The sequence below is a fragment of the Pseudonocardia sp. C8 genome (assembly GCF_014267175.1).
Classification (GTDB): Bacteria; Actinomycetota; Actinomycetes; order Mycobacteriales; family Pseudonocardiaceae; genus Pseudonocardia.
The window spans coordinates 971178-988432 of record NZ_JACMTR010000002.1; the positions used below are offsets into that span (position 1 = coordinate 971178).

Annotated in this window: 17 protein-coding genes; 8 read left to right on the forward strand and 9 right to left on the reverse strand. The window is 75.1% G+C overall.

What is annotated here, in order from left to right; translation table 11 throughout:
* Window positions 1–3 precede the first annotated feature (3 nt).
* The 4 genes from H7X46_RS30345 (at window position 4) to H7X46_RS05300 (ending at window position 3955) form a co-directional block, all read left to right on the forward strand.
* Window positions 4–1218 (forward strand): sensor histidine kinase, encoded by a 1215-nt coding sequence (locus H7X46_RS30345; RefSeq protein ID WP_186358339.1) that lies wholly within the window; start codon window positions 4–6, stop codon window positions 1216–1218.
* 1 nt (window position 1219) lies between these two features.
* A complete protein-coding gene (locus tag H7X46_RS05290) occupies window positions 1220–1882 on the forward strand; it encodes a response regulator transcription factor (protein ID WP_186362452.1) in 663 nt (220 codons plus the stop codon).
* 176 nt (window positions 1883–2058) lie between these two features.
* On the forward strand, window positions 2059–3561 hold the full coding sequence (locus tag H7X46_RS05295; RefSeq protein ID WP_186358340.1) for a multicopper oxidase family protein: 1503 nt from the start codon (window positions 2059–2061) through the stop codon (window positions 3559–3561).
* Window positions 3554–3955, forward strand: a complete 402-nt coding sequence (locus H7X46_RS05300; RefSeq protein WP_186358341.1) for a hypothetical protein — start codon at window positions 3554–3556, stop codon at window positions 3953–3955. The genes H7X46_RS05295 and H7X46_RS05300 overlap by 8 nt, the downstream gene beginning before the upstream one ends.
* Window positions 3956–3996: 41 nt before the next feature.
* Here H7X46_RS05300 and H7X46_RS05305 read toward each other — a convergent pair whose 3' ends face one another.
* The gene (locus H7X46_RS05305) at window positions 3997–5217 is read right to left on the reverse strand and encodes an MFS transporter (RefSeq protein WP_186358342.1); all 1221 of its coding nucleotides are present in this window, start codon (window positions 5215–5217) and stop codon (window positions 3997–3999) included.
* A 45-nt stretch (window positions 5218–5262) separates the two neighbouring features.
* On the opposite strand from H7X46_RS05305, the gene H7X46_RS05310 reads away from it, so the two are divergent.
* The 4 genes from H7X46_RS05310 (at window position 5263) to H7X46_RS05325 (ending at window position 8867) form a co-directional block, all read left to right on the forward strand.
* Entirely contained in the window at window positions 5263–6453 is a 1191-nt protein-coding gene (locus H7X46_RS05310) for an ROK family transcriptional regulator (RefSeq protein ID WP_186358343.1), read from the forward strand.
* Between the two features lie 78 nt (window positions 6454–6531).
* A complete protein-coding gene (locus tag H7X46_RS05315; protein ID WP_186358344.1) occupies window positions 6532–6687 on the forward strand; it encodes a hypothetical protein in 156 nt (51 codons plus the stop codon).
* 387 nt (window positions 6688–7074) lie between these two features.
* Window positions 7075–8121 carry a leucyl aminopeptidase gene (locus H7X46_RS05320; RefSeq protein WP_186358345.1) on the forward strand — a complete coding sequence of 349 codons (1047 nt, stop codon included), beginning with the start codon at window positions 7075–7077 and terminating at the stop codon, window positions 8119–8121.
* Window positions 8118–8867: an aspartate/glutamate racemase family protein gene (locus H7X46_RS05325; protein ID WP_186358346.1), complete on the forward strand. Its 750-nt coding sequence runs from the start codon at window positions 8118–8120 to the stop codon at window positions 8865–8867. Before H7X46_RS05320 ends, H7X46_RS05325 begins: the two co-directional genes overlap by 4 nt.
* A gap of 17 nt (window positions 8868–8884) precedes the next feature.
* On the opposite strand, the gene H7X46_RS05330 is transcribed toward H7X46_RS05325, so the two are convergent.
* The 8 genes from H7X46_RS05330 to H7X46_RS05365 are packed head-to-tail and all read right to left on the reverse strand — an operon-like array spanning window position 8885 to window position 17201.
* Window positions 8885–9343, reverse strand: coding sequence for a hypothetical protein (locus H7X46_RS05330; RefSeq protein ID WP_186358347.1), 459 nt, complete (start codon window positions 9341–9343; stop codon window positions 8885–8887).
* Window positions 9344–9368: 25 nt separating this feature from the next.
* Complete coding sequence (locus H7X46_RS05335; protein ID WP_186358348.1) at window positions 9369–10220, reverse strand: alpha/beta fold hydrolase; 852 nt, start codon at window positions 10218–10220, stop codon at window positions 9369–9371.
* Window positions 10217–10855 carry an isochorismatase family protein gene (locus tag H7X46_RS05340; RefSeq protein WP_186358349.1) on the reverse strand — a complete coding sequence of 213 codons (639 nt, stop codon included), beginning with the start codon at window positions 10853–10855 and terminating at the stop codon, window positions 10217–10219. The genes H7X46_RS05335 and H7X46_RS05340 overlap by 4 nt, the downstream gene beginning before the upstream one ends.
* Window positions 10852–11370, reverse strand: coding sequence for a (2Fe-2S)-binding protein (locus H7X46_RS05345; protein ID WP_186358350.1), 519 nt, complete (start codon window positions 11368–11370; stop codon window positions 10852–10854). Before H7X46_RS05345 ends, H7X46_RS05340 begins: the two co-directional genes overlap by 4 nt.
* A complete protein-coding gene (locus tag H7X46_RS05350) occupies window positions 11367–13715 on the reverse strand; it encodes a xanthine dehydrogenase family protein molybdopterin-binding subunit (RefSeq protein ID WP_186358351.1) in 2349 nt (782 codons plus the stop codon). Before H7X46_RS05350 ends, H7X46_RS05345 begins: the two co-directional genes overlap by 4 nt.
* The gene (locus H7X46_RS05355; protein ID WP_186358352.1) at window positions 13708–14511 is read right to left on the reverse strand and encodes an FAD binding domain-containing protein; all 804 of its coding nucleotides are present in this window, start codon (window positions 14509–14511) and stop codon (window positions 13708–13710) included. The genes H7X46_RS05350 and H7X46_RS05355 overlap by 8 nt, the downstream gene beginning before the upstream one ends.
* Window positions 14508–15905: an MFS transporter gene (locus tag H7X46_RS05360; protein ID WP_186358353.1), complete on the reverse strand. Its 1398-nt coding sequence runs from the start codon at window positions 15903–15905 to the stop codon at window positions 14508–14510. Before H7X46_RS05360 ends, H7X46_RS05355 begins: the two co-directional genes overlap by 4 nt.
* Before the next feature lie 27 nt (window positions 15906–15932).
* On the reverse strand, window positions 15933–17201 hold the full coding sequence (locus H7X46_RS05365) for an FAD-dependent monooxygenase (RefSeq protein WP_186358354.1): 1269 nt from the start codon (window positions 17199–17201) through the stop codon (window positions 15933–15935).
* Window positions 17202–17255 lie beyond the last annotated feature (54 nt).

Here is a 17255-nt window from a genome sequence, read left to right on the forward strand (position 1 = left end):
CGTATGCCGACCCTGCGCGACGTGCTGGTGGCCGTCGCCGTGGCCGCCGCCGCGACGGCCGGTGCCCTGATCGCGGACCCGGGCGGCCGCCCGCTGCTGCCGTGGGGTGTGCTGCTGATCGGGGCCGGTGCCCTCGCGCTGTGCTGGCGGTCCCGGTACCCGGTGCCGGTGCTGGGCGCGGTGCTGGTGCCCGTCTCGGCCTACTACTGGCTCGACCACCCCGACGGGCCGGCGTCGCTGCTCGTCGCGGTCGCGCTCTACACGGTCGCGAGCCGGCTGGCCTGGCCGCGTGCCGTGCTGGCCGGGGCGCTCGTCGTGCTGGCCTGGGTCGGCACCGAGCAGCTGCTGGTCGCGGACGTGCCGGGCCGCACCGGCGACCACGTCTGGTGGATCGTCGCGACAGCGGCCTGCGGCGTCGCGGTCGGCGCGGTCCGCCGGGCCGCCCAGGCGTCGGCGGAGCGGGCCGAGGAACGGCTGGCCCGGCGGGTCGAGCAGGAGCGGCTCCGGATCGCCCGCGACGTGCACGACGTCGTCTCGCACAGCCTGTCGATGATCGTCGTGCAGGCGGGCGTGGGGGCACACGTCGCCGCCCGCCGGCCCGAGGAGGCGGTCGCGGCCCTCGAACGCATCCGCGACACCGGCACCGACGCCCTCCGCGAGCTGCGCAGCACCCTGTCCCTGCTGCGCTCCCCGGACGACGCCGAGCCCGTCGCCGGCGGCCTCGACCGGGTGGACGAGGTCGTGCGCGCCGGGCGGGCCGCCGGGGTCACGGTGACCGTCACCGGTGCGGCCGGTGTGCTGCCCGCCGAGGTGGACCGGACCGCGTTCGGCCTGGTCCGGGAGGCGGTGACGAACACGGTCCGGCACGCGCCCGAGGCCTCGGAGGTGCGCGTCGCGCTCACCCGGACCCGCACGGCGCTGCGGGTCCGGGTCACCGACGACGGCGGCGCCCCGGCCCGCCCGCCGGGTGCGGCGGGGCGGCCGGACGGCCAGGGCCTGCGCGGCCTCGCCGAACGCGTCGAGGGCTTGGGCGGGCGGTTCCACGCGGGCCCGGGGGACGGCGGGTTCACCGTGACCGCCGAGCTGCCCCTCGACGGGGTGCGGGAGCGTCCCGTGGACGCTCACCGGACCGGGCGACGCTCACCGGATCCCGCGAGCATCCCCGGGTCCGGCGAGCGCGGCGCGCAGTGCGGGGAGGACGCTGAACGACGTGGGTGACGTGGTGTCGGTGCTGCTGGCGGACGACCAGCCGTTGATCCGCGCCGGGCTGCGCGTGCTGCTGGAGACCGAGGACGGCTATGCGGTCGCGGCCGAGGCCGCCGACGGCGCCGAGGCCGTGCACCTGACCCGGGAGACCCGGCCCGACGTCGTCCTCATGGACGTGCGGATGCCCGGCACCGACGGGCTCGCCGCGCTCTCCGAGATCACCGCCGACCCGGCGCTCTCGGGCACCCGGGTGATCGTCCTGACCACGTTCGACCTCGACGAGTACGTCTACCGCGCGCTGCGCGCCGGGGCGAGCGGGTTCCTGCTCAAGGACACCGACCCGGTGACGCTGCTGCGGGCGATCGACCTCGTGCACGCCGGCGAGGCGCTGCTGGCGCCGTCGGTGACCCGGCGGCTGATCACCGAGTTCGCCCGGCACGGGCCGGCCGCACCGCCCGCCACCGACCGGCTGGCCGTGCTCACCGGGCGGGAGCGCGAGGTGCTCACGCTCGTCGGGCGCGGCGCCACCAACGGCGAGATCGCCGCCGAGCTGGTGATCAGCCCGGCCACCGCGCGGACCCACGTCGGCCGGCTGCTGACCAAGCTGGACGCCCGCGACCGGGTGCAGCTCGTCGTCATCGCCCACGAGACGGGGCTGGTGGGCGGCCGCCGCTGAGATCGCACCGGCCGGACGGGCGGTGCGCGTGGCGGGGAGCGCCCGGATATCCGGACCCCGAGCGGCGGCCCCGCGCCCCCGAGGCCGGGCCCGGGGTGCTACGCCGGAACGCGTAGCGGCGGGTGACGTCGCCGTGCCGACGCGCCGGACCCGGTGTCCCGGCCAGGCTCGACGCCATGACCAGAGCGTTCACCCGCCGGCGCTTCCTCGGCACCGCGCTCGCCGGAGCCGGTGCCGCGGGCGGCCTGCTGCTGGCGGGCTGCGGCGGCGTCCCGGCGTCGGCGCCGCGCCCGGCCCCGGTCCCGCGGCCGCTCACGATCCCGCCGCTCGCACCGTCCACCCGCGAGGGCGGGGTGCGCACGTTCACGCTCACCGCGGCGCCGGGCCGCAGCGCGTTCCTGGCCGGCGCGGACACCCCCACCTGGGGCTACGACCAGCCGTTCGGCGGGCCCACGCTGCGGGCCGCCCGCGGCGAGCGGGTGCGCGTGCACGTCACCAACCGGCTGCCGGAGACCACGACCACGCACTGGCACGGGATGGTGCTGCCCGCGGCGATGGACGGCGGCCCGCACCAGCCGATCCGCCCCGGCGCCACCTGGAGCCCGGAGTGGACGATCGAGCAGCCGGCGGCGACGCTCTGGTACCACCCGCACCCGCACGGGCACACCGAGCGGCACGTGCACCGCGGCCTGGCCGGGCTGTTCCTCGTCGACGACGAGGACGGCCCCGCCACCGCGCTGCCGCACCGCTACGGCGTCGACGACATCCCGGTCGTCGTCACCGACCGGGTGTTCACCGCCACCGGCGCGTTCGACGAGACCCGCCGCAACGCGCACGGCCTGGTCGGCGACACCCTGCTGGTCAACGGCACGGTCGCGCCGTACCTGACCGCGACGACCGCCCGGATCCGGCTGCGCCTGCTCAACGCCTCCCCGGCGCGCTGCTACCGGTTCGCCCGCTCCGACGGGCGGCCGCTGGTCCTGGCCGGCACCGACTCCGGGCTGCTGGCGGCGCCGCGGCCGGTGCCGGACGTGCTGCTCACCCCCGGCGAGCGGGCCGAGGTGCTGCTCGACCTCGATCCCGGACGCCCGGTCGTGCTGCGGTCGCTGCCCCAGGACCTCGGCGCGGTCTCCGGAACCGAACGCTCGATCGGTGCCCTCGACACCCTCGACGTGCTGCAGATCCGGCCGGCCGCCGTCCTCGCGCCGGCGCCGCCGCTGCCCGGCGCGCTGCCGCACGAGCCGGGCCCGGACCCCGCGGCCGCGACCACGGTGCGTCGGTTCGCGCTCGGCAACGACACCATCAACGGGAAGGCGATGGACATGACCCGGATCGACGAGGTGGTCCCGGCCGGGGCCACCGAGCTCTGGGAGCTCACCAACGTGCACTCGCGGCCGCACAACCTGCACGTCCACGACGCCCGCGGCCAGGTCGTGGCGGCAGGCGGCCACCCGGTCCCGCCGGAGCTGCGGTCCTGGAAGGACACCGTGTACGTCCCGCCGCGGACGACGACCCGGGTCCTGCTGCGCTTCGGCCGGCACGCCGACCCGGGAACGCCGTACATGTACCACTGCCACCTGCTCTACCACGAGGACCAGGGGATGATGGGCCAGTTCGTGGTGGCGCCGCCCGGGGTCGCCGACGTGCCCCGCGTCCTCGCCGGGGGCCACCATGGGTAGGTCGCTCGCCGCGGTGCCGTTCCGGGTGTGGGCGGTGTTCCACGGCCTGCTGGTACTCGCCCAGGTCGGGTTCGCCGGTGCGCTGCTCGACGCCGTCGACGGGGCACTGGACTGGCACGGCGGGGCCGGCGGCTCGCTGATCATGGTCGCGCTGGTGCAGACCGTGCTCGCCGTGCCCGCGGCCTGGCCGGGCGGGATGCCGGCCTGGTCGGTCGCGGTCAGTGCGGCCCTGGTCGTCGCGGACGTCGCGCAGGTCGCGATGGGGCACGCCGGGCTGCTGGCGGTGCACGTCCCGCTCGGGATCGCGATCGTCGCCACGCAGGTCACGATCGCGGTGCGTGCGCTGGCGCCGGCCCGGCGGCGCCGACCGGCGCACCCGGTGACCACCGGGTGAGCCGGTCCGCGCCCCGGAGCCGGGGCGCAGCGGGAGGAGGCTCAGGCGGCGAGCGCCAGGTCGCGGCGCAGCTCGGTCCGCTCCATCCGCACCGCGGCGGCGAGCGCGACCAGGCCGAGCAGCGGCAGCACGGTGGCGACCGCGGCCGGTGACATCCAGCCCCACCCGGCTGCCAGCACCAGCCCGCCCAGCGCGGCACCGAGCGCGTTCGCGACGTTGAACGCCGCGTGGTGCAGCGCGGCGCCGAGCGTCGGGCCCTCGCGGCCGGCGTCCATCAGGCGGGTGGCCAGTGCCGGGGTGGTGGCGGTCGTGGTGAACGCCAGCGCGAACAGCGCGGCCAGCGCCAGCACCGGCGAGGACGCCGTCGCGGCGAACATCGCCATCGACACCGTCGCCGCCCCGAGCCCGGCGGTCACCGTCCGGACCGGGGCGCGCTCGGCGAGCCGGCCGCCGACCTGGTTGCCCAGGGTCATGCCGAGCCCGAACACGGCCAGTGCCAGCGGCACTGCGGCCTCGGCGAGCCCGGACACCTCGGTGAGCACCGGCGTCACGTAGCTGTAGACGGCGAACGAGCCGCCGAACCCGGTCGCGATGACCGCCATGGTGATCCAGACCTGGCCGCGGCGCAGGGCCGAGAGCTCGCCGAGGATCGAGCCGCGGCGCTCGTCGCGCACGTCCGGCACCAGCCGCCACACCGCGGCCGCGGTGAGGACGGCGATCGCCCCGGTCGCCAGGTAGGCCGCCGGCCAGCCCGCCGCCTGCCCCAGCCAGGTCGCTCCGGGGACGCCGACGATGTTCGCGATCATCAGCCCGCTCATCACGGACGCGATCGCGCGCGGCCGCCGCTCCCGCGGCACGAGCGAGGCGGCCAGCACCGACGCCGTCCCGAAGTAGGCGCCGTGCGGCAGCCCGGCCAGGAACCGGGTGGCGACGAACGTGCCGAAGGTCGGGGCGAACGCCGACGCCGTGTTGGCCAGCGCCAGCGCGCCGGTCAGCGCCAGCACGAGCCGCTTGCGCGGCCACCGCGCGCCGAGCACGGCGAGGACGGGTGCACCGACGACGACGCCGAGCGCGTAGGCGCTGATCGCGGCGCCGGCGTGCGGCACGGAGACGCCGAGGTCGGCGGCGAACGCCGGGAGCAGCCCCATCGAGGCGAACTCGGTGGTGCCGATGGCGAGCCCGCCGAGCGCCATGGCGAACAGCGCGGGACCGGGCCGGGTCGGGGTGGGAGAGTGACGGGCAGGCGCGGGGGAAATTTTCATCGCGCTACGAGGATAAAGAGCGCGTGCCCGGAGGTGTCAAACGAGATGGGCTCGGTGTCAGCGGGTTCACGTCCCGGACGGGCCGAGACCGACCGCTGGCGGGCCACCGCGGAGGCGCTCGCCGAGGTCCGGCGGGCCCCCGGGCTGACCCGGGTCGAGCTGGCGAAGCGGCTGCGGCTGGCCAGCGGCTCGGCCACCGAGATCGCCGGACGGCTCCGTGACCTGGGCTGGGTGACCGAGGAGCGGGCGCCCTGCGGTGGTCGCGGCCGGCCCACCACCCGGCTCGTGCCGGCGCCGGACGGGCCCGCCGTCGTCGCGGTGGAGGTGCGGTTCGAGGGCTGGCGCGCCGGGCTGGCCGGGCTGGACGGGGTGCCGGTCGCGGTGCGGGCCGGGCGGCACGCCCGCCGGGACCCCGACGCCGTCGTCGGCGAGCTGGACGCGGTGGTCGGCGAGCTCGTCGCCGAGCACGCCGGCCCGGTCGTCGCGGCCGGGATCGGGGTCGCGGCCACCGTCGTCGACGAGCACCTCGCCCAGGCGGCCGGGCAGGGATGGAGCCCGCTCGACGTGCGCCGGATCGGCTCCGGGCACGGCCTGGCCGTGCTGGTCGGCAACGACGCGAACCTGGCCGGGGTCGCCGAGGTGCGCGACGGCGCCGCCGCCGGGGCCGACACCGCGTTGTTCCTGACCGTCGAGGTCGGGGTCGGCGGCAGCCTGCTGCTGCGCGGGCGCCCGCAGACCGGTGCCCGCGGCGCGGCGGGGGAGTTCGGGCACCTGCCGTTCGGTGACCCGGCCGTGGTGTGCCCGTGCGGCGCCCGCGGTTGCTGGAACATCGGCACCGACGGCCGGGCACTCGCCCGGCTGCTCGGCGACCCGGAGCCCGACGACCCGTACGGCTACACCCGGCTCGTCCTGGACCGCGCCGCCCGGGAGGAACCGGCCGCGGTGTCGGCGGTGACGGCCGCGGCCGCGTCGCTGGCCCGGGGCACGGCCGGGCTGGTCAACGCGCACGACCCGGAGGTCGTGGTCCTCGGCGGGCTGGCGCCGGCGCTGCGGGCGGCGGCCGCGGACGCCTTCGCCGTCGCCTACGACGCCGGGCTGATGGCGTTCCGGCGGGCCGACCCGCCCCCCGTCCGCGATGCCGCGCACGGTGCCGACGGTGTCCTGCGCGGGGCCGCCGCGATCGCGCTCGACCACGCCACGTCCGCCCGGGGGCTGGCCGCGCGCGACCGGAATTGACCGCGGCGGTCCTTTCGCGCTGCGCGCCCGGGACGGTGGCGGTAGCTTTGTGCCACATTCCTGGGAGGTGAGTCAGAAATGATCATTCTTGGTCTGATCCTCTTGCTGGTGGGGTATTTCACCGGCATCTCGCTGCTCTACTACCTGGGCGGCCTGCTGGTGCTCATCGGCGTCGTCCTGCTGGTCCTCGGCGCGGTCGGGCGGCCGGTCGGTGGGCGAAAAGCATGGTTCTGACCTGGTCGGACGTGCTCGCTGCGCGGTGAGCCGCGCCGGCGGGTGACGGCCGGCCCGGCCGGGACGCACGCGGGGCGCGTCCGGAGCGGACACTCCGGGCGCGCCCCTCTCGTGTCTCGGAACGGAAACGTTCGCCCGCGCGATGTTTCGCGGTGCCGAGGGCGGGTACGCGGATCATTTCCGCAATTCTCACCGCGGCGCACCCGGGGGAATTTCGGCGCCTCTCCGGGGGCGCCTCGAGCGGGTGCCCGGCGGTCGCGCCGCGCCCGGACCCCGTCGGCCGGGCCGCCCGGCCGGCCGGAGAAGCCGGTTTCGGCACCGTTCAGGTCTTGCGTACCCGGATAGTACGTGCTCGGATTAATATTCCGAGACACGGAGGTGGTCGCGATGGACCAGAACCTGTTCAACGACATCTGCCTGCAGCAGCTGACCCTGTCCGGGGTGCGCGAGGGCGAGACGGTGGTCGTGCTGACCCGCGGCGGGGAGCGGGCCGCGTACGCGGACGCGTTCCTGTGGGCGATCCAGCGGCTCGGCGCGACCGGCTACCACATGCGGCTGCCGAGCCCGGCGAGCGCGAGCGGTGCGTGGGCGGTCGGCGACTCCGGGCTGGGGAACATCCCGCTGGCCGTCGAGGCGCTCAAGGCGGTCGACATGGTCGTCGACTGCACGTTCCTGCTGTTCTCGCCCGAGCAGTTCGCGATCCAGGACGCCGGCACCCGGATCCTGACCGCGGTCGAGCCGCCCGAGCTGCTGGCCCGGCTGATGCCGACGACCGAGCTGCGCGAGCGGGTGGAGATCGGCGCCGAGCTGCTGGCCAAGGCGTCCACGATGCGGATCACCAGCCCGCACGGCACGGACGTGACCTACCAGCTGGGCATGTACCCGACCATGTCCGAGTACGGCTACACCGACACCCCGGGCCGGTGGGACCACTGGCCGGCGGCGTTCGTGTTCACCGGCGGCGCCGACGACGGCGTCGACGGGAAGATCGTGCTCGCGCCCGGGGACGTGCTGCTGCCGTTCAACACCTACGTGCAGACCCCGGTGGAGATCACCATCGAGGAGGGCTTCATCCAGGACATCCGCGGCGGTGCCGGCAGCAGCGGGCTCGACGCCGACCTGCTGCGCTCCTACATCGAGAGCTTCGAGGACCCGCGCGGCTACGGCATGAGCCACGTCGGCTGGGGCCTCGACGAGCGGGCGCACTGGCACGGGCTCACCCAGTTCGGTGGGGGCATGGGGATGGAGCTGCGCAGCTTCTACGGCAACGTCATGTTCTCCATCGGCCCGAACAACGAGCTCGGCGGCCCGAACGACACCGCGTGCCACTTCGACATCCCGATGCGCGGCAACTCGCTCTACCTCGACGACGAGCTGATCGTCGACGCCGGCGAGCTGACCGTGCCCGAGATGCGCCCGGTGAACCGCCGATGAGCCGCGACCATCACATCGGGATGATCGTCCCGAGCTCGAACCTGACGATGGAGACCGAGCTGCCGCGGATGCTGGCCGCCCGCGAGCAGGAGCTCCCCGGCGACCGGTTCGTGTTCCACTCCGCGCGGGCCCGGATGCAGCACGTGACCCCGGAACAGCTGCGCGCGATGAACGCGCAGGCGAAGCGGGCGGCGGCCGAGCTGGCCGACGCCCGCCCGGACGTCGTCGCCACCGCCTGCCTGGTCGCGATCATGGCCCAGGGCCCCGGCTACCACTGCACCGCCGAGGACGACATCACCACCGCCCTGCGCGCCGAGGGTTCGCAGGCACCGGTGGTGTCCAGCGCGGGGGCGCTGCTGTCGGGGATCGAGGCGCTCGGGGTGACCCGGGTCGCGCTCGTCACCCCCTACATGGAGCCGCTGACCAAGGCCGTGGTGGCCTACCTCGAGGACGCGGGGGTCGAGGTCGTCGACTCGCTGTCGCTGCAGGTGCCCGACAACCTGGCCGTCGCCCGGCTCGACCCGGCCGACCTGCGCGAGCACCACCGCCGCCTCGACCTGTCCCGCGCCGAGGCACTCGTGCTGTCGGCGTGCGTGCAGATGCCCTCGCTGCCGGCGATCCAGCCGGTGCAGGACGAGATCGGCCTCCCGGTCCTGTCCGCGGCCACCGCCACCACCCACCGGATCCTCACCGAGCTCGGTCTCGAGCCGCGGGTGCCCGGTGCGGGGGCAATGCTGGCGGGATGACCCCGGGGCCGTGCGGGTCAGCCCGGGACGCCGAGCGCGTCCGCGAGCCCCCGCACGGCCTGCTGGACGGCCGTGAGCGCCTCGGCGCACGCGCCCGGGTCGCCCGCGCCGAGCGACCCGGGCGCGCCCTCGCAGCCGGCGCGGGCGTAGCGGTCCAGGGCAGCCTCGGTCGTCCGCGCGGCGCCGGCGGCCTCCGGGACGTCCCGGTGGATCTGCGGCAGCGCGTTGCGGATCTCGGTGACGAACCGGCCGCACCGCGGGTGGACCCGCGCCGGGTCGCCGGTGGCGCACGCGTCCTGCAGGTAGAAGCGGAACTTGGTGCGGATCGACTGCACCCGGTCGGCGTCCCGGGACGTCGAGGTGGCACGCGGTGACGCGTCCCCGTCCCCGGCGCCCACGGTCTCCGAGCCCGACGCGCACCCGGTGAGCAGGAGCGCGGTCAGGAGCGCGGGTAGCAGGAGGGGAGGGGGACGCACCCGTCGACAGTAGGCCGGGCCCGGCTCAGCGGACCAGCGGCTCCAGGGCGGCGCGCAGCAGCCGCAGCGCCTCGTCCGGGTTGTCCCAGAACACCATGTGCCCGGCGTCCGGGATCGCGACGAGCTCCGCGGCCGGGTTCGCGGCGGCGATCTCGGCGGCACCGCCGGCGGTGACGACGGGGGAGCCGGCGCCGTACAGCACGGTCGCCGGTGCGGGCACCGACGGCCAGGCGTCGAAGAAGTCCTCGTTCTCGAACCCGGCGTGGGTGGCCCGGATCGCGGCCTCGTCGCAGGACGACAGCCAGCGCGCCCGCAGCTCCTGCTCCGCCCGCGGCCAGCGCGGCCAGGCCTTCGCGACCTCGTCGGCGTCGGTTCCGCGGACGGCCTCGGCGAGCTGGCCGAGGAACGCCTCCAGGGTGGTGGGGTAGGGGCCGCGGCCCGGCCCGGACAGCGGCGGGTCGACGAGCACGGTCCCGCGGAGCGGGCGCCGGTTCGCGGTGACGGCGGCGATCCGCGCGCCCATCGAGTGCCCGAGCAGCACCGGCTCGGTGCCGAGGTCCAGCTCGGACAGCACGGCGAGCACGTCGGAGGCGTAGTCGTCGAGGGTCCAGGAGCGGCCGGAGTCGGAGAGCCCGCGGCCGCGGACGTCGAGCAGCAGCGGCCGGCACAGGTCGGTCAGTTCCCGCGCGACGAAGTCCATCGTGATCGCCGGGCTGGTGATGCCGGGCAGGATCAGCACCGGTGTCCCGGTGCCCTCGTAGTCGAGGACGTGCAGCCGGAGGTCGCCGTTGCGGGCCCAGCGCGACACCGCCCGGACGTCGGCGAGGTCGGCCAGCGCGTCCTGGCGGACCTGGCGGGTGGTGAGGGTGCCGGTCATGCGAGTCCCTTCAGGTAGCGCACCGCGTCGTCGACGGTGAGCACGTCGCCGTACTTGGCCTGGATGTCGAACAGGTTCGCCTCGTGCGGGCCGGCGGCCCGGTCGCCGACGCACTCGCGCGGCACGAGCACGCCGAACCCGGACTGGACGGCGTCGACCGCGGTGGCGCGCACGCAGCCGCTCGTGGTGGCCCCGCACACCAGCACGGTGTCCACCCCGGACGCGCGGAGCACGGTGGCGAGCCCGGTGTCGAAGAACGCCGACGCGCCCTTCTTGGTGATCACGTGGTCGTCGGCGCGGACGTCGAGCCGGGCGTCGAACGCGACCGCGGCCGAGCCCTCGACGAGCCCGCGCATGCCGGGCGCCTTCACGAGCCACGGCAGCGTGCCGAGCTCGGCGGGGGTGTAGGCGATCGTCGTCCACACGACCGGCGCTCCCACCGGGCGTGCCGCCTCGACCAGCGACGACGTCGTCGCCACCACGGCGGACAGGTCGCTGCCGGTCGGGAAGGAGGGGTCGGTGAACCCGGCGGTCAGGTCCACGACGACGACCGCGGGCCGGGTGCCGCGGCGGCCCGGCGCCCCGAACCCGGCGCGGTCGTAGGTGGCGTCGGTGCGCGCCCCGTGCAGGCTCATGCGGAGCTCCCTGCGGTGTCGAGCGCGGCCTGCAGGGCCGCGCGGCGGCGGGACGCGCAGTCCTCGACGGCGTCCACGATGGTCTGGTAGCCGGTGCAGCGGCACAGGTTCGACGCGACGACCTCGCGGATCTCCTCGCGGGTCGGGTCCGGTTCCTCGGCGAGGTAGCCCTCGGCGAGCATGAGGAATCCGGGCGTGCAGAACCCGCACTGCAGCGCGTGGTGCTCGGAGAAGCACCGCTGCAGGTCCGAGAGCCCGCCCTCCGGGCCGCCCAGCGACTCGACGGTCCGGATCCGGGTGTTCTCCACGCTCGCGGCGAACAGCAGGCAGGCCCGGGCCGGCTGGTCGTCGACGAGCACCGTGCAGGCGCCGCAGATGCCGTGTTCGCAGCCGAGGTGCGTGCCGGTCAGGCTGAGGTCGTGGCGCAGCACGTCGGCCAGCGTGCGCCGCGGGGGGATCGCGAGGTCGTGCCGCTCGCCGTTGACGGTGAGCTCGACCAGGACGACGTCGGTCATCGGGGCACCTCCAGTGCTGCGAAGATCGCGGCGCGCGGGATCGGGGTGGCGTCCAGCTCGACGCCGGTGTGCCGCAGGGCGTCGTTCACCGCGTTGAGGACGGCGGCCGGGGCGCCGATCGTCCCGCCCTCGCCTGCACCCTTGGCGCCGTCGGCGGTGAACGCGCACGGCGTCTCGAGGTGCTCGATGCGCACGTCCGGGATCTCGGCGGCGGTCGGGACCTTGTACTCCATGAAGCTCGGCGCCAGTGGCTGCCCGAGCTCGTCGTAGGTGACCTGCTCGAACAGGGCCCCGGCGATGCCCTGGGCGATGCCGCCGCGGGCCTGGCCCTCCACGACCCGCGGGTGGATCGCGACGCCGCAGTCCTCCACGCACACGTAGCGCAGGATCTCGACGCCGCCGGTGCCCGGGTCGAGCGCGACGACGCAGCCGTGGGTGGCGTTGGAGAACGTGCCGTCGCCGCCGACGTCGAAGCTGGCCGTCGCGGTCAGGCCGGGGCCGAGGTCCTTGGGCAGCAGGTGCGAGCGCAGGTAGGCGACCTCGGCGAGCTCGGGGAACGCGAAGGTGCGGTCCCCGGCGCGGACGCCGCCGTGGCCGTCGAGGGAGCAGGCGTCGACGTCCACCCCGGCCAGGTGCGCGGCCAGGGCCCGCAGCTGGTCGGCGAGCTTCACGGCGGCGGCCGACGCCGCGGACCCGCCGACGGTCACCGAGCGGGACGCGAACGAGCCCCAGCCGTAGGTGATCCGGTCGGTGTCGCCCTGGACGATCTTGACCTTGTCGTAGCCGATGCCGAGCCGGTCGGCGACGATCTGGGCGAACGTGGTCTCGTGGCTCTGGCCGTGCGAGAGCGTGCCGGTGGTGACCGAGACGGTCCCGTCGAGGTCCATCGTGATCTGGGACAGGTCGAACCCGGGCACGACCTGCATCTTGCGCTGCGCGAACGCGCCCGAGCCGTAGCCGGTGCGCTCGGAGAAGCAGGAGTAGCCGACCCCGACCACGCGGCCCGGCTCGGTATGGGACAGCCAACCCTCCTCGCGCAGGACCTGCTCGCAGAGGTCCAGCGACTCCCGATAGGAGCCCGGGTCGTAGGTGACGCCGTTGACCCCGCGGTAGGGGAACTCGGTGATCAGGTTGCGGCGCCGGACGTCGAGCGGGTCGAGGCCCAGCTCGCGGGCGGCCCGCTCCATGAGCCGCTCCATCACCATCACGTACTGCGGCCGGGACACCCCGCGGTACGGCGCGGTCGGCGCCTTGTTGGTGGCCACGGCGCGGCCGCGGACCCGGTAGGCCGGCACCCGGTAGACACCCGGCATCTCCGCGGAGGCCATCAGCGGCTCGATCCCGGCCGTGAACGGGTAGCACGAGTAGGCGCCCATGTCGCAGACGATGTCGGCGTCGAGTGCGAGGATCTCGCCGTCGGCGGTGAACGCGGCACGGGCGGTGTAGTGCTGCTCGCGGGCCAGGAAGCTCGCGGTCAGCGCCTCGCGCCGGTCCTCGATCCACTTCACCGGGCGGCGCAGCCGCCGCGCGGCCGCCGCCGCGGCGATCTCCTCCCGGCTGACCACGCACTTCTGGCCGAACCCGCCGCCCATGTCCGGCACGGTCACCCGGACCTGCTTCTCGTCCAGCCCGGCGCAGCGGGCGAGCACCGTGCGGACCTGGTGCGGCACCTGGGTGCAGGTGCGCACCAGGAGCTGCTCGTCGCGGTCGTCCCAGTCGGCGACGACGCCGCGGGTCTCCAGCGGCAGCGCGTTCTGCCGGCCGGTGGTCGCCTCCACGGTGACGACGGTGTGGGCCGTGGCGAAGGTGTCGTCGATGCCCTCGGTGGCGAACAGCGACACGTCGACGAGCACGTTGCCGGGGGCCTCGTCGTGCACCGGCGGCCCGGCCGCGGCGAGCGCGGCGGCCTCGCCCACCACCGGGTCGAGGGGCTCGTAGTCGACGAGTGCGGCCTCGACGCCGTCCTCGGCCGCGTACGGGTCGGTCGCGACGACCACCGCGAGGGGCTCACCGACGTAGCGGACCTTGTCCCGGGCCAGGACCGGCATCGACGTCGGTGTGAACTCCTCCGGCGGCCGGTCCAGCAGCGCGGTGATGTCGCCCAGCGCCAGGTCGGCGGCGTCGAACGCGGCGACGACGCCGGGCACCTCGCGGACCTCGGACAGGTCGACCGCGGTGACGAGGGCGTGCGCCTCGGTGCTGCGGACGAACGCGGCGTGCAGCATCCGCGGGAGCTCGACGTCGTCGACGAACCGGCCGCGCCCGGCCAGCAGCCGCGGGTCCTCCCGGCGCGGCACGTCCGCGCCCACCCAGGTGCCGTCCCGCCGGAACCCCGGCTCACCCATGGCGCTCCTCCTCGCTCGACGCGGCCGCCGCGCGGGCCCGGGCGACCAGGGTGCGGACCAGCCCGCGGCGGTAGGCCGCCGGGACGCCCGGCTCGTCGCGCAGGTCGAGGCCGGCCGCGATCTCGTCGGCGGTGCCGGCCGGGCGGACCAGCACCGGCACCGGCCCGACCCCGCCCAGGACCACCGAGTCGGTGTCCGGGTCGACCCCGGCGGCGACGACCGCGAAGTCGCCGCGCCGGTCGGCGTACTCGGTGAACGCGGCGCGCGGCGCCGGCCGGGCGAACACGATCTCGACGATCACCTCGTCCGGCTCCAGTGCCGTGGTGAACGGGCCGAGGAAGAACTCCCCGGCCGCGATCTCCCGCCGTCCGGCCGGGCCCTCGGCGACGATCACCGCGTCCAGCAGCACCGCCAGCAGGCACCACTCGGCGGTGGCGTCGGCGTGCGCGATGCTGCCGCCGACGGTGCCGCGGGTGCGGATCGGCAGGTGCCCGACCCAGCGCATGGTGTCCGACAGGATCCGGAAGCCCGGCCCGAGGTCGGCCTTCTCCACCGCGCGGTGCGTGGTGAGCGCCCCGATCCGGAGCGTGTCGCCCTCACGGCGGATCCCGGCCAGGCCCGGCACGTGGGTGAGGTCGACCAGGTGCCCCGGCCGGGCCATCCGGAAGTTCATCATCGCGACCAGGCTCTGCCCGCCGGCGAGGAGCTTGGGCTCCTCGCCGGCCAGCTCGGTCAGCAGGTCGACCGCGCCGCGCACCGAGGCCGCCCGGTGGTAGGTGAACGGGGCCGGTTTCACGCCCGCTCCACCACCTCGGGGTCGAGGTGCTCCTCGGTGCCGGTGATCCGGTCCAGCTCCCGGCCGCGGGTCTCCGGCGCGCCGAACGCCATGAACGCGACGGCCGCGACGACCAGCAGGCCCATCACCGTGAAGGTCAGCGGCAGGCCCAGCACCGGCCACAGCAGGCTGCCGAAGATCAGCGGGACGAACCCGGTGACGGCCCGGCTCGACGACGACGCCCAGCCGAACCCGGAGGCCCGCAGCTCGGTGGGGTACAGCTCGGAGACGTAGGCGTACATGACCGGGATGACGACCAGGGCGAAGAACCCGAACACCGCGATCAGCGCGATGGCCGCCGCCGGCGTCTCCATGACCAGCGAGAACACGATCAGCGAGAGCGCGGCCGCCGGGGCGGCGATGCCGATCACCCACTTGCGGCCGAGGGTGTCCACCAGCAGCACGGAGGTGAGCACGCCGAGGATGCCGACCGCGTTCATCACGGTGGTGGAGCCGAACGCGGCGACCTCGCCCATGCCCTGCGCGCGCAGGATCGACGGCATCCAGGACAGCGCGGCGTAGTAGACGACCATGACGGTGATGAACAGCGACCAGGCCACGCCGGTGACGGTGGGGGAGAACGCCCAGACCAGCTTCAGCTGCTCGGCCAGCGCGGCCAGGCCGCGGCGGCGGGAACGGGCGGGCTCCGGGGGAAGGGCGGGGATCTCGTAGGGCTCCGGGGTGGCACCGGTGCGCCGCATCATGTCGTCGATGACGGCGCGGGCCTCCTCCTCGCGGCCGGTCCGGGCCAGGTAGAGCGGGGACTCCGGCACGCCACGGCGGATCCAGAACAGCAGCAGCGCGGGCAGCACCATGAGGGCCAGCATCCAGCGCCAGTTTCCGGCCACCGGGACCAGCAGGGTCGCCGAGAGCCCGGCCAGGGTGGTGCCGATCGGCCACCAGCCGTCCATCGCGGCGAGCACCTTGCCGCGCTGCTTGCGCGGCGAGAACTCGCTGACGATCGCGTAGTCCACCGGGATGCAGCCGCCCAGGCCGACGCCGGCCAGGAAGCGCAGCACCAGGAAGACCTCCCAGCTCGGCGAGAGCGCGCCGAGCACGGAGAACAAGGCGAAGATCATCAGCGTGATGCTGAAGGCGCGCTTGCGGCCCATCCGGTCCGCGATGGTGCCCCAGGCGACCGCGCCGACCGCCATGCCGACCAGGTTGGCCGTGGCGACCAGGCCGCGCTCGCCGGTGGACAGGGCGAACTCGGTGCCGAGCAGCGGGGTGAGGAAGCCGTTGAGGGCCACGTCCCAGGCGTCGAACATGTAGCCGAGGCCGCCGATGATGAAGATCTTCCCCTGGACGTTCCACCGCCAGGGCAGGTCCTGGACGACCTGGTCGCCGGTACGCATGTGTACTCCTCGGGTGGTGGGTGTCGTTCAGCGGGCGAACTGGTAGGTGATGGCCTCGTTGTCCGGATCGTGCAGTGGCGATCCGCGCCAGAGCCAGTCGTAGGAGACGTCCGACTCACCGTCGAAGCGGCGCAGCTTCTCGTCGCGCGCACGCTGCTCCGGGCCGTCGGGCAGGTGGTAGAAGTCCATGTTGCGCAGGGAGGCGTCCTGCACCATCCCGGCGTGCTTGGCCCGCCGGTGCACGTAGCGGGAGAGCGCGCCGTCGATGCCGGCACGCCCGGCCGCGGCCAGCTCCTCGGCGAGCACCGCCGCGTCCTCCATCGCCTGGGACGCGCCCTGTGCCTGGTAGGGCAGCATCGCGTGGCAGGCGTCGCCGAGCAGCGCGACGCGGCCGTCGACCCACACCGGGTCGCGGCGGCGGCGGTACAGGGCCCAGGCGGAGACGTCGTCCTTGGCCTTGGACAGCATCGCCGGGACCCGGTCGTCCCAGTCGGCGAAGTCGGCGACCATGTCGTCCGCGGTCGCCGGGCCGCTCCAGTCCCGGCGCACCTGCTCGGTGCACGGGACGATCGCGACGACGTTCAGGCACTCGCCCTGGCGGATCATGTAGTGCACCAGGTGCTTGTCCGGGCCATACCAGATCGTCGAGTGGTAGCGGTCGAGCAGGAACCGGGTGGCCGGGTCGGCGGCGATCAGGTCGCCGGGGATCAACGCCCGGTAGGCCATCTCGCCGGAGAACGCGAGCGTGTCGTCGAAGCCCGCGAGGTCGCGGACGGCCGAGCGGATCCCGTCGGCACCGACCAGCAGGTCACCGCCGAACCGGCCCCCGCGGGCGGTGACCGCGACCGGCCGGTCCGGGTCGGTGCGGTCGAGCTCGACGACCTTCGCGTCGGTGTGCACGTCGACGACCGGCCCCGGCCCGTCCGGGTCCAGGCAGGCGTCGTGCAGGACGCGGTGCAGGTCGGCCCGGTGGTAATGCCAGTACGGGGCGCCGTAGACGTCGACGACGCGCTGGCCGAGCGGCAGCTGGGCGATCACGCTGCCGTCGGCCCAGCGCCGCCGGACCTGGTCCTGGGGGGCGGTGTGGATGCGCTCCAGCTGCGGGCGCAGGCCGAGACCGATCAGGACGCGGCTGGCGTTCGGCGCGGTCTGGATGCCGGCGCCGACCTCGCCGAGCTGCGGCGCGGCCTCCAGCACGGTGACCCGGAAGCCCTGCTGGCGCAGGGCGAGCGCGGCGGTGAGCCCGCCGAGGCCACCTCCGACGACCGTGATCTCCAGGGACTGGCTGGGTGCCACGACGACCTCCTCGCGTCTCTCGGACCGTGTGATCTGGCCCGCACGAGAAGTAAT

Excerpts from the sequence above, each read along its gene's own strand:
- H7X46_RS05320 (WP_186358345.1), top strand. The coding sequence starts at position 7,075 with ATGGACCAGAACCTGTTCAACGACATCTGCCTGCAGCAGCTGACCCTG.
- H7X46_RS05325 (WP_186358346.1), top strand. The coding sequence starts at position 8,118 with ATGAGCCGCGACCATCACATCGGGATGATCGTCCCGAGCTCGAACCTG.
- H7X46_RS05350 (WP_186358351.1), bottom strand. The coding sequence starts at position 13,715 with ATGGGTGAGCCGGGGTTCCGGCGGGACGGCACCTGGGTGGGCGCGGAC.
- H7X46_RS05295 (WP_186358340.1), top strand. The coding sequence starts at position 2,059 with ATGACCAGAGCGTTCACCCGCCGGCGCTTCCTCGGCACCGCGCTCGCC.
- H7X46_RS05335 (WP_186358348.1), bottom strand. The coding sequence starts at position 10,220 with ATGACCGGCACCCTCACCACCCGCCAGGTCCGCCAGGACGCGCTGGCC.
- H7X46_RS05315 (WP_186358344.1), top strand. The coding sequence starts at position 6,532 with ATGATCATTCTTGGTCTGATCCTCTTGCTGGTGGGGTATTTCACCGGC.
- H7X46_RS30345 (WP_186358339.1), top strand. The coding sequence starts at position 4 with ATGCCGACCCTGCGCGACGTGCTGGTGGCCGTCGCCGTGGCCGCCGCC.
- H7X46_RS05305 (WP_186358342.1), bottom strand. The coding sequence starts at position 5,217 with ATGAAAATTTCCCCCGCGCCTGCCCGTCACTCTCCCACCCCGACCCGG.
- H7X46_RS05310 (WP_186358343.1), top strand. The coding sequence starts at position 5,263 with ATGGGCTCGGTGTCAGCGGGTTCACGTCCCGGACGGGCCGAGACCGAC.
- H7X46_RS05360 (WP_186358353.1), bottom strand. The coding sequence starts at position 15,905 with ATGCGTACCGGCGACCAGGTCGTCCAGGACCTGCCCTGGCGGTGGAAC.
- H7X46_RS05340 (WP_186358349.1), bottom strand. The coding sequence starts at position 10,855 with ATGAGCCTGCACGGGGCGCGCACCGACGCCACCTACGACCGCGCCGGG.
- H7X46_RS05345 (WP_186358350.1), bottom strand. The coding sequence starts at position 11,370 with ATGACCGACGTCGTCCTGGTCGAGCTCACCGTCAACGGCGAGCGGCAC.
- H7X46_RS05300 (WP_186358341.1), top strand. The coding sequence starts at position 3,554 with ATGGGTAGGTCGCTCGCCGCGGTGCCGTTCCGGGTGTGGGCGGTGTTC.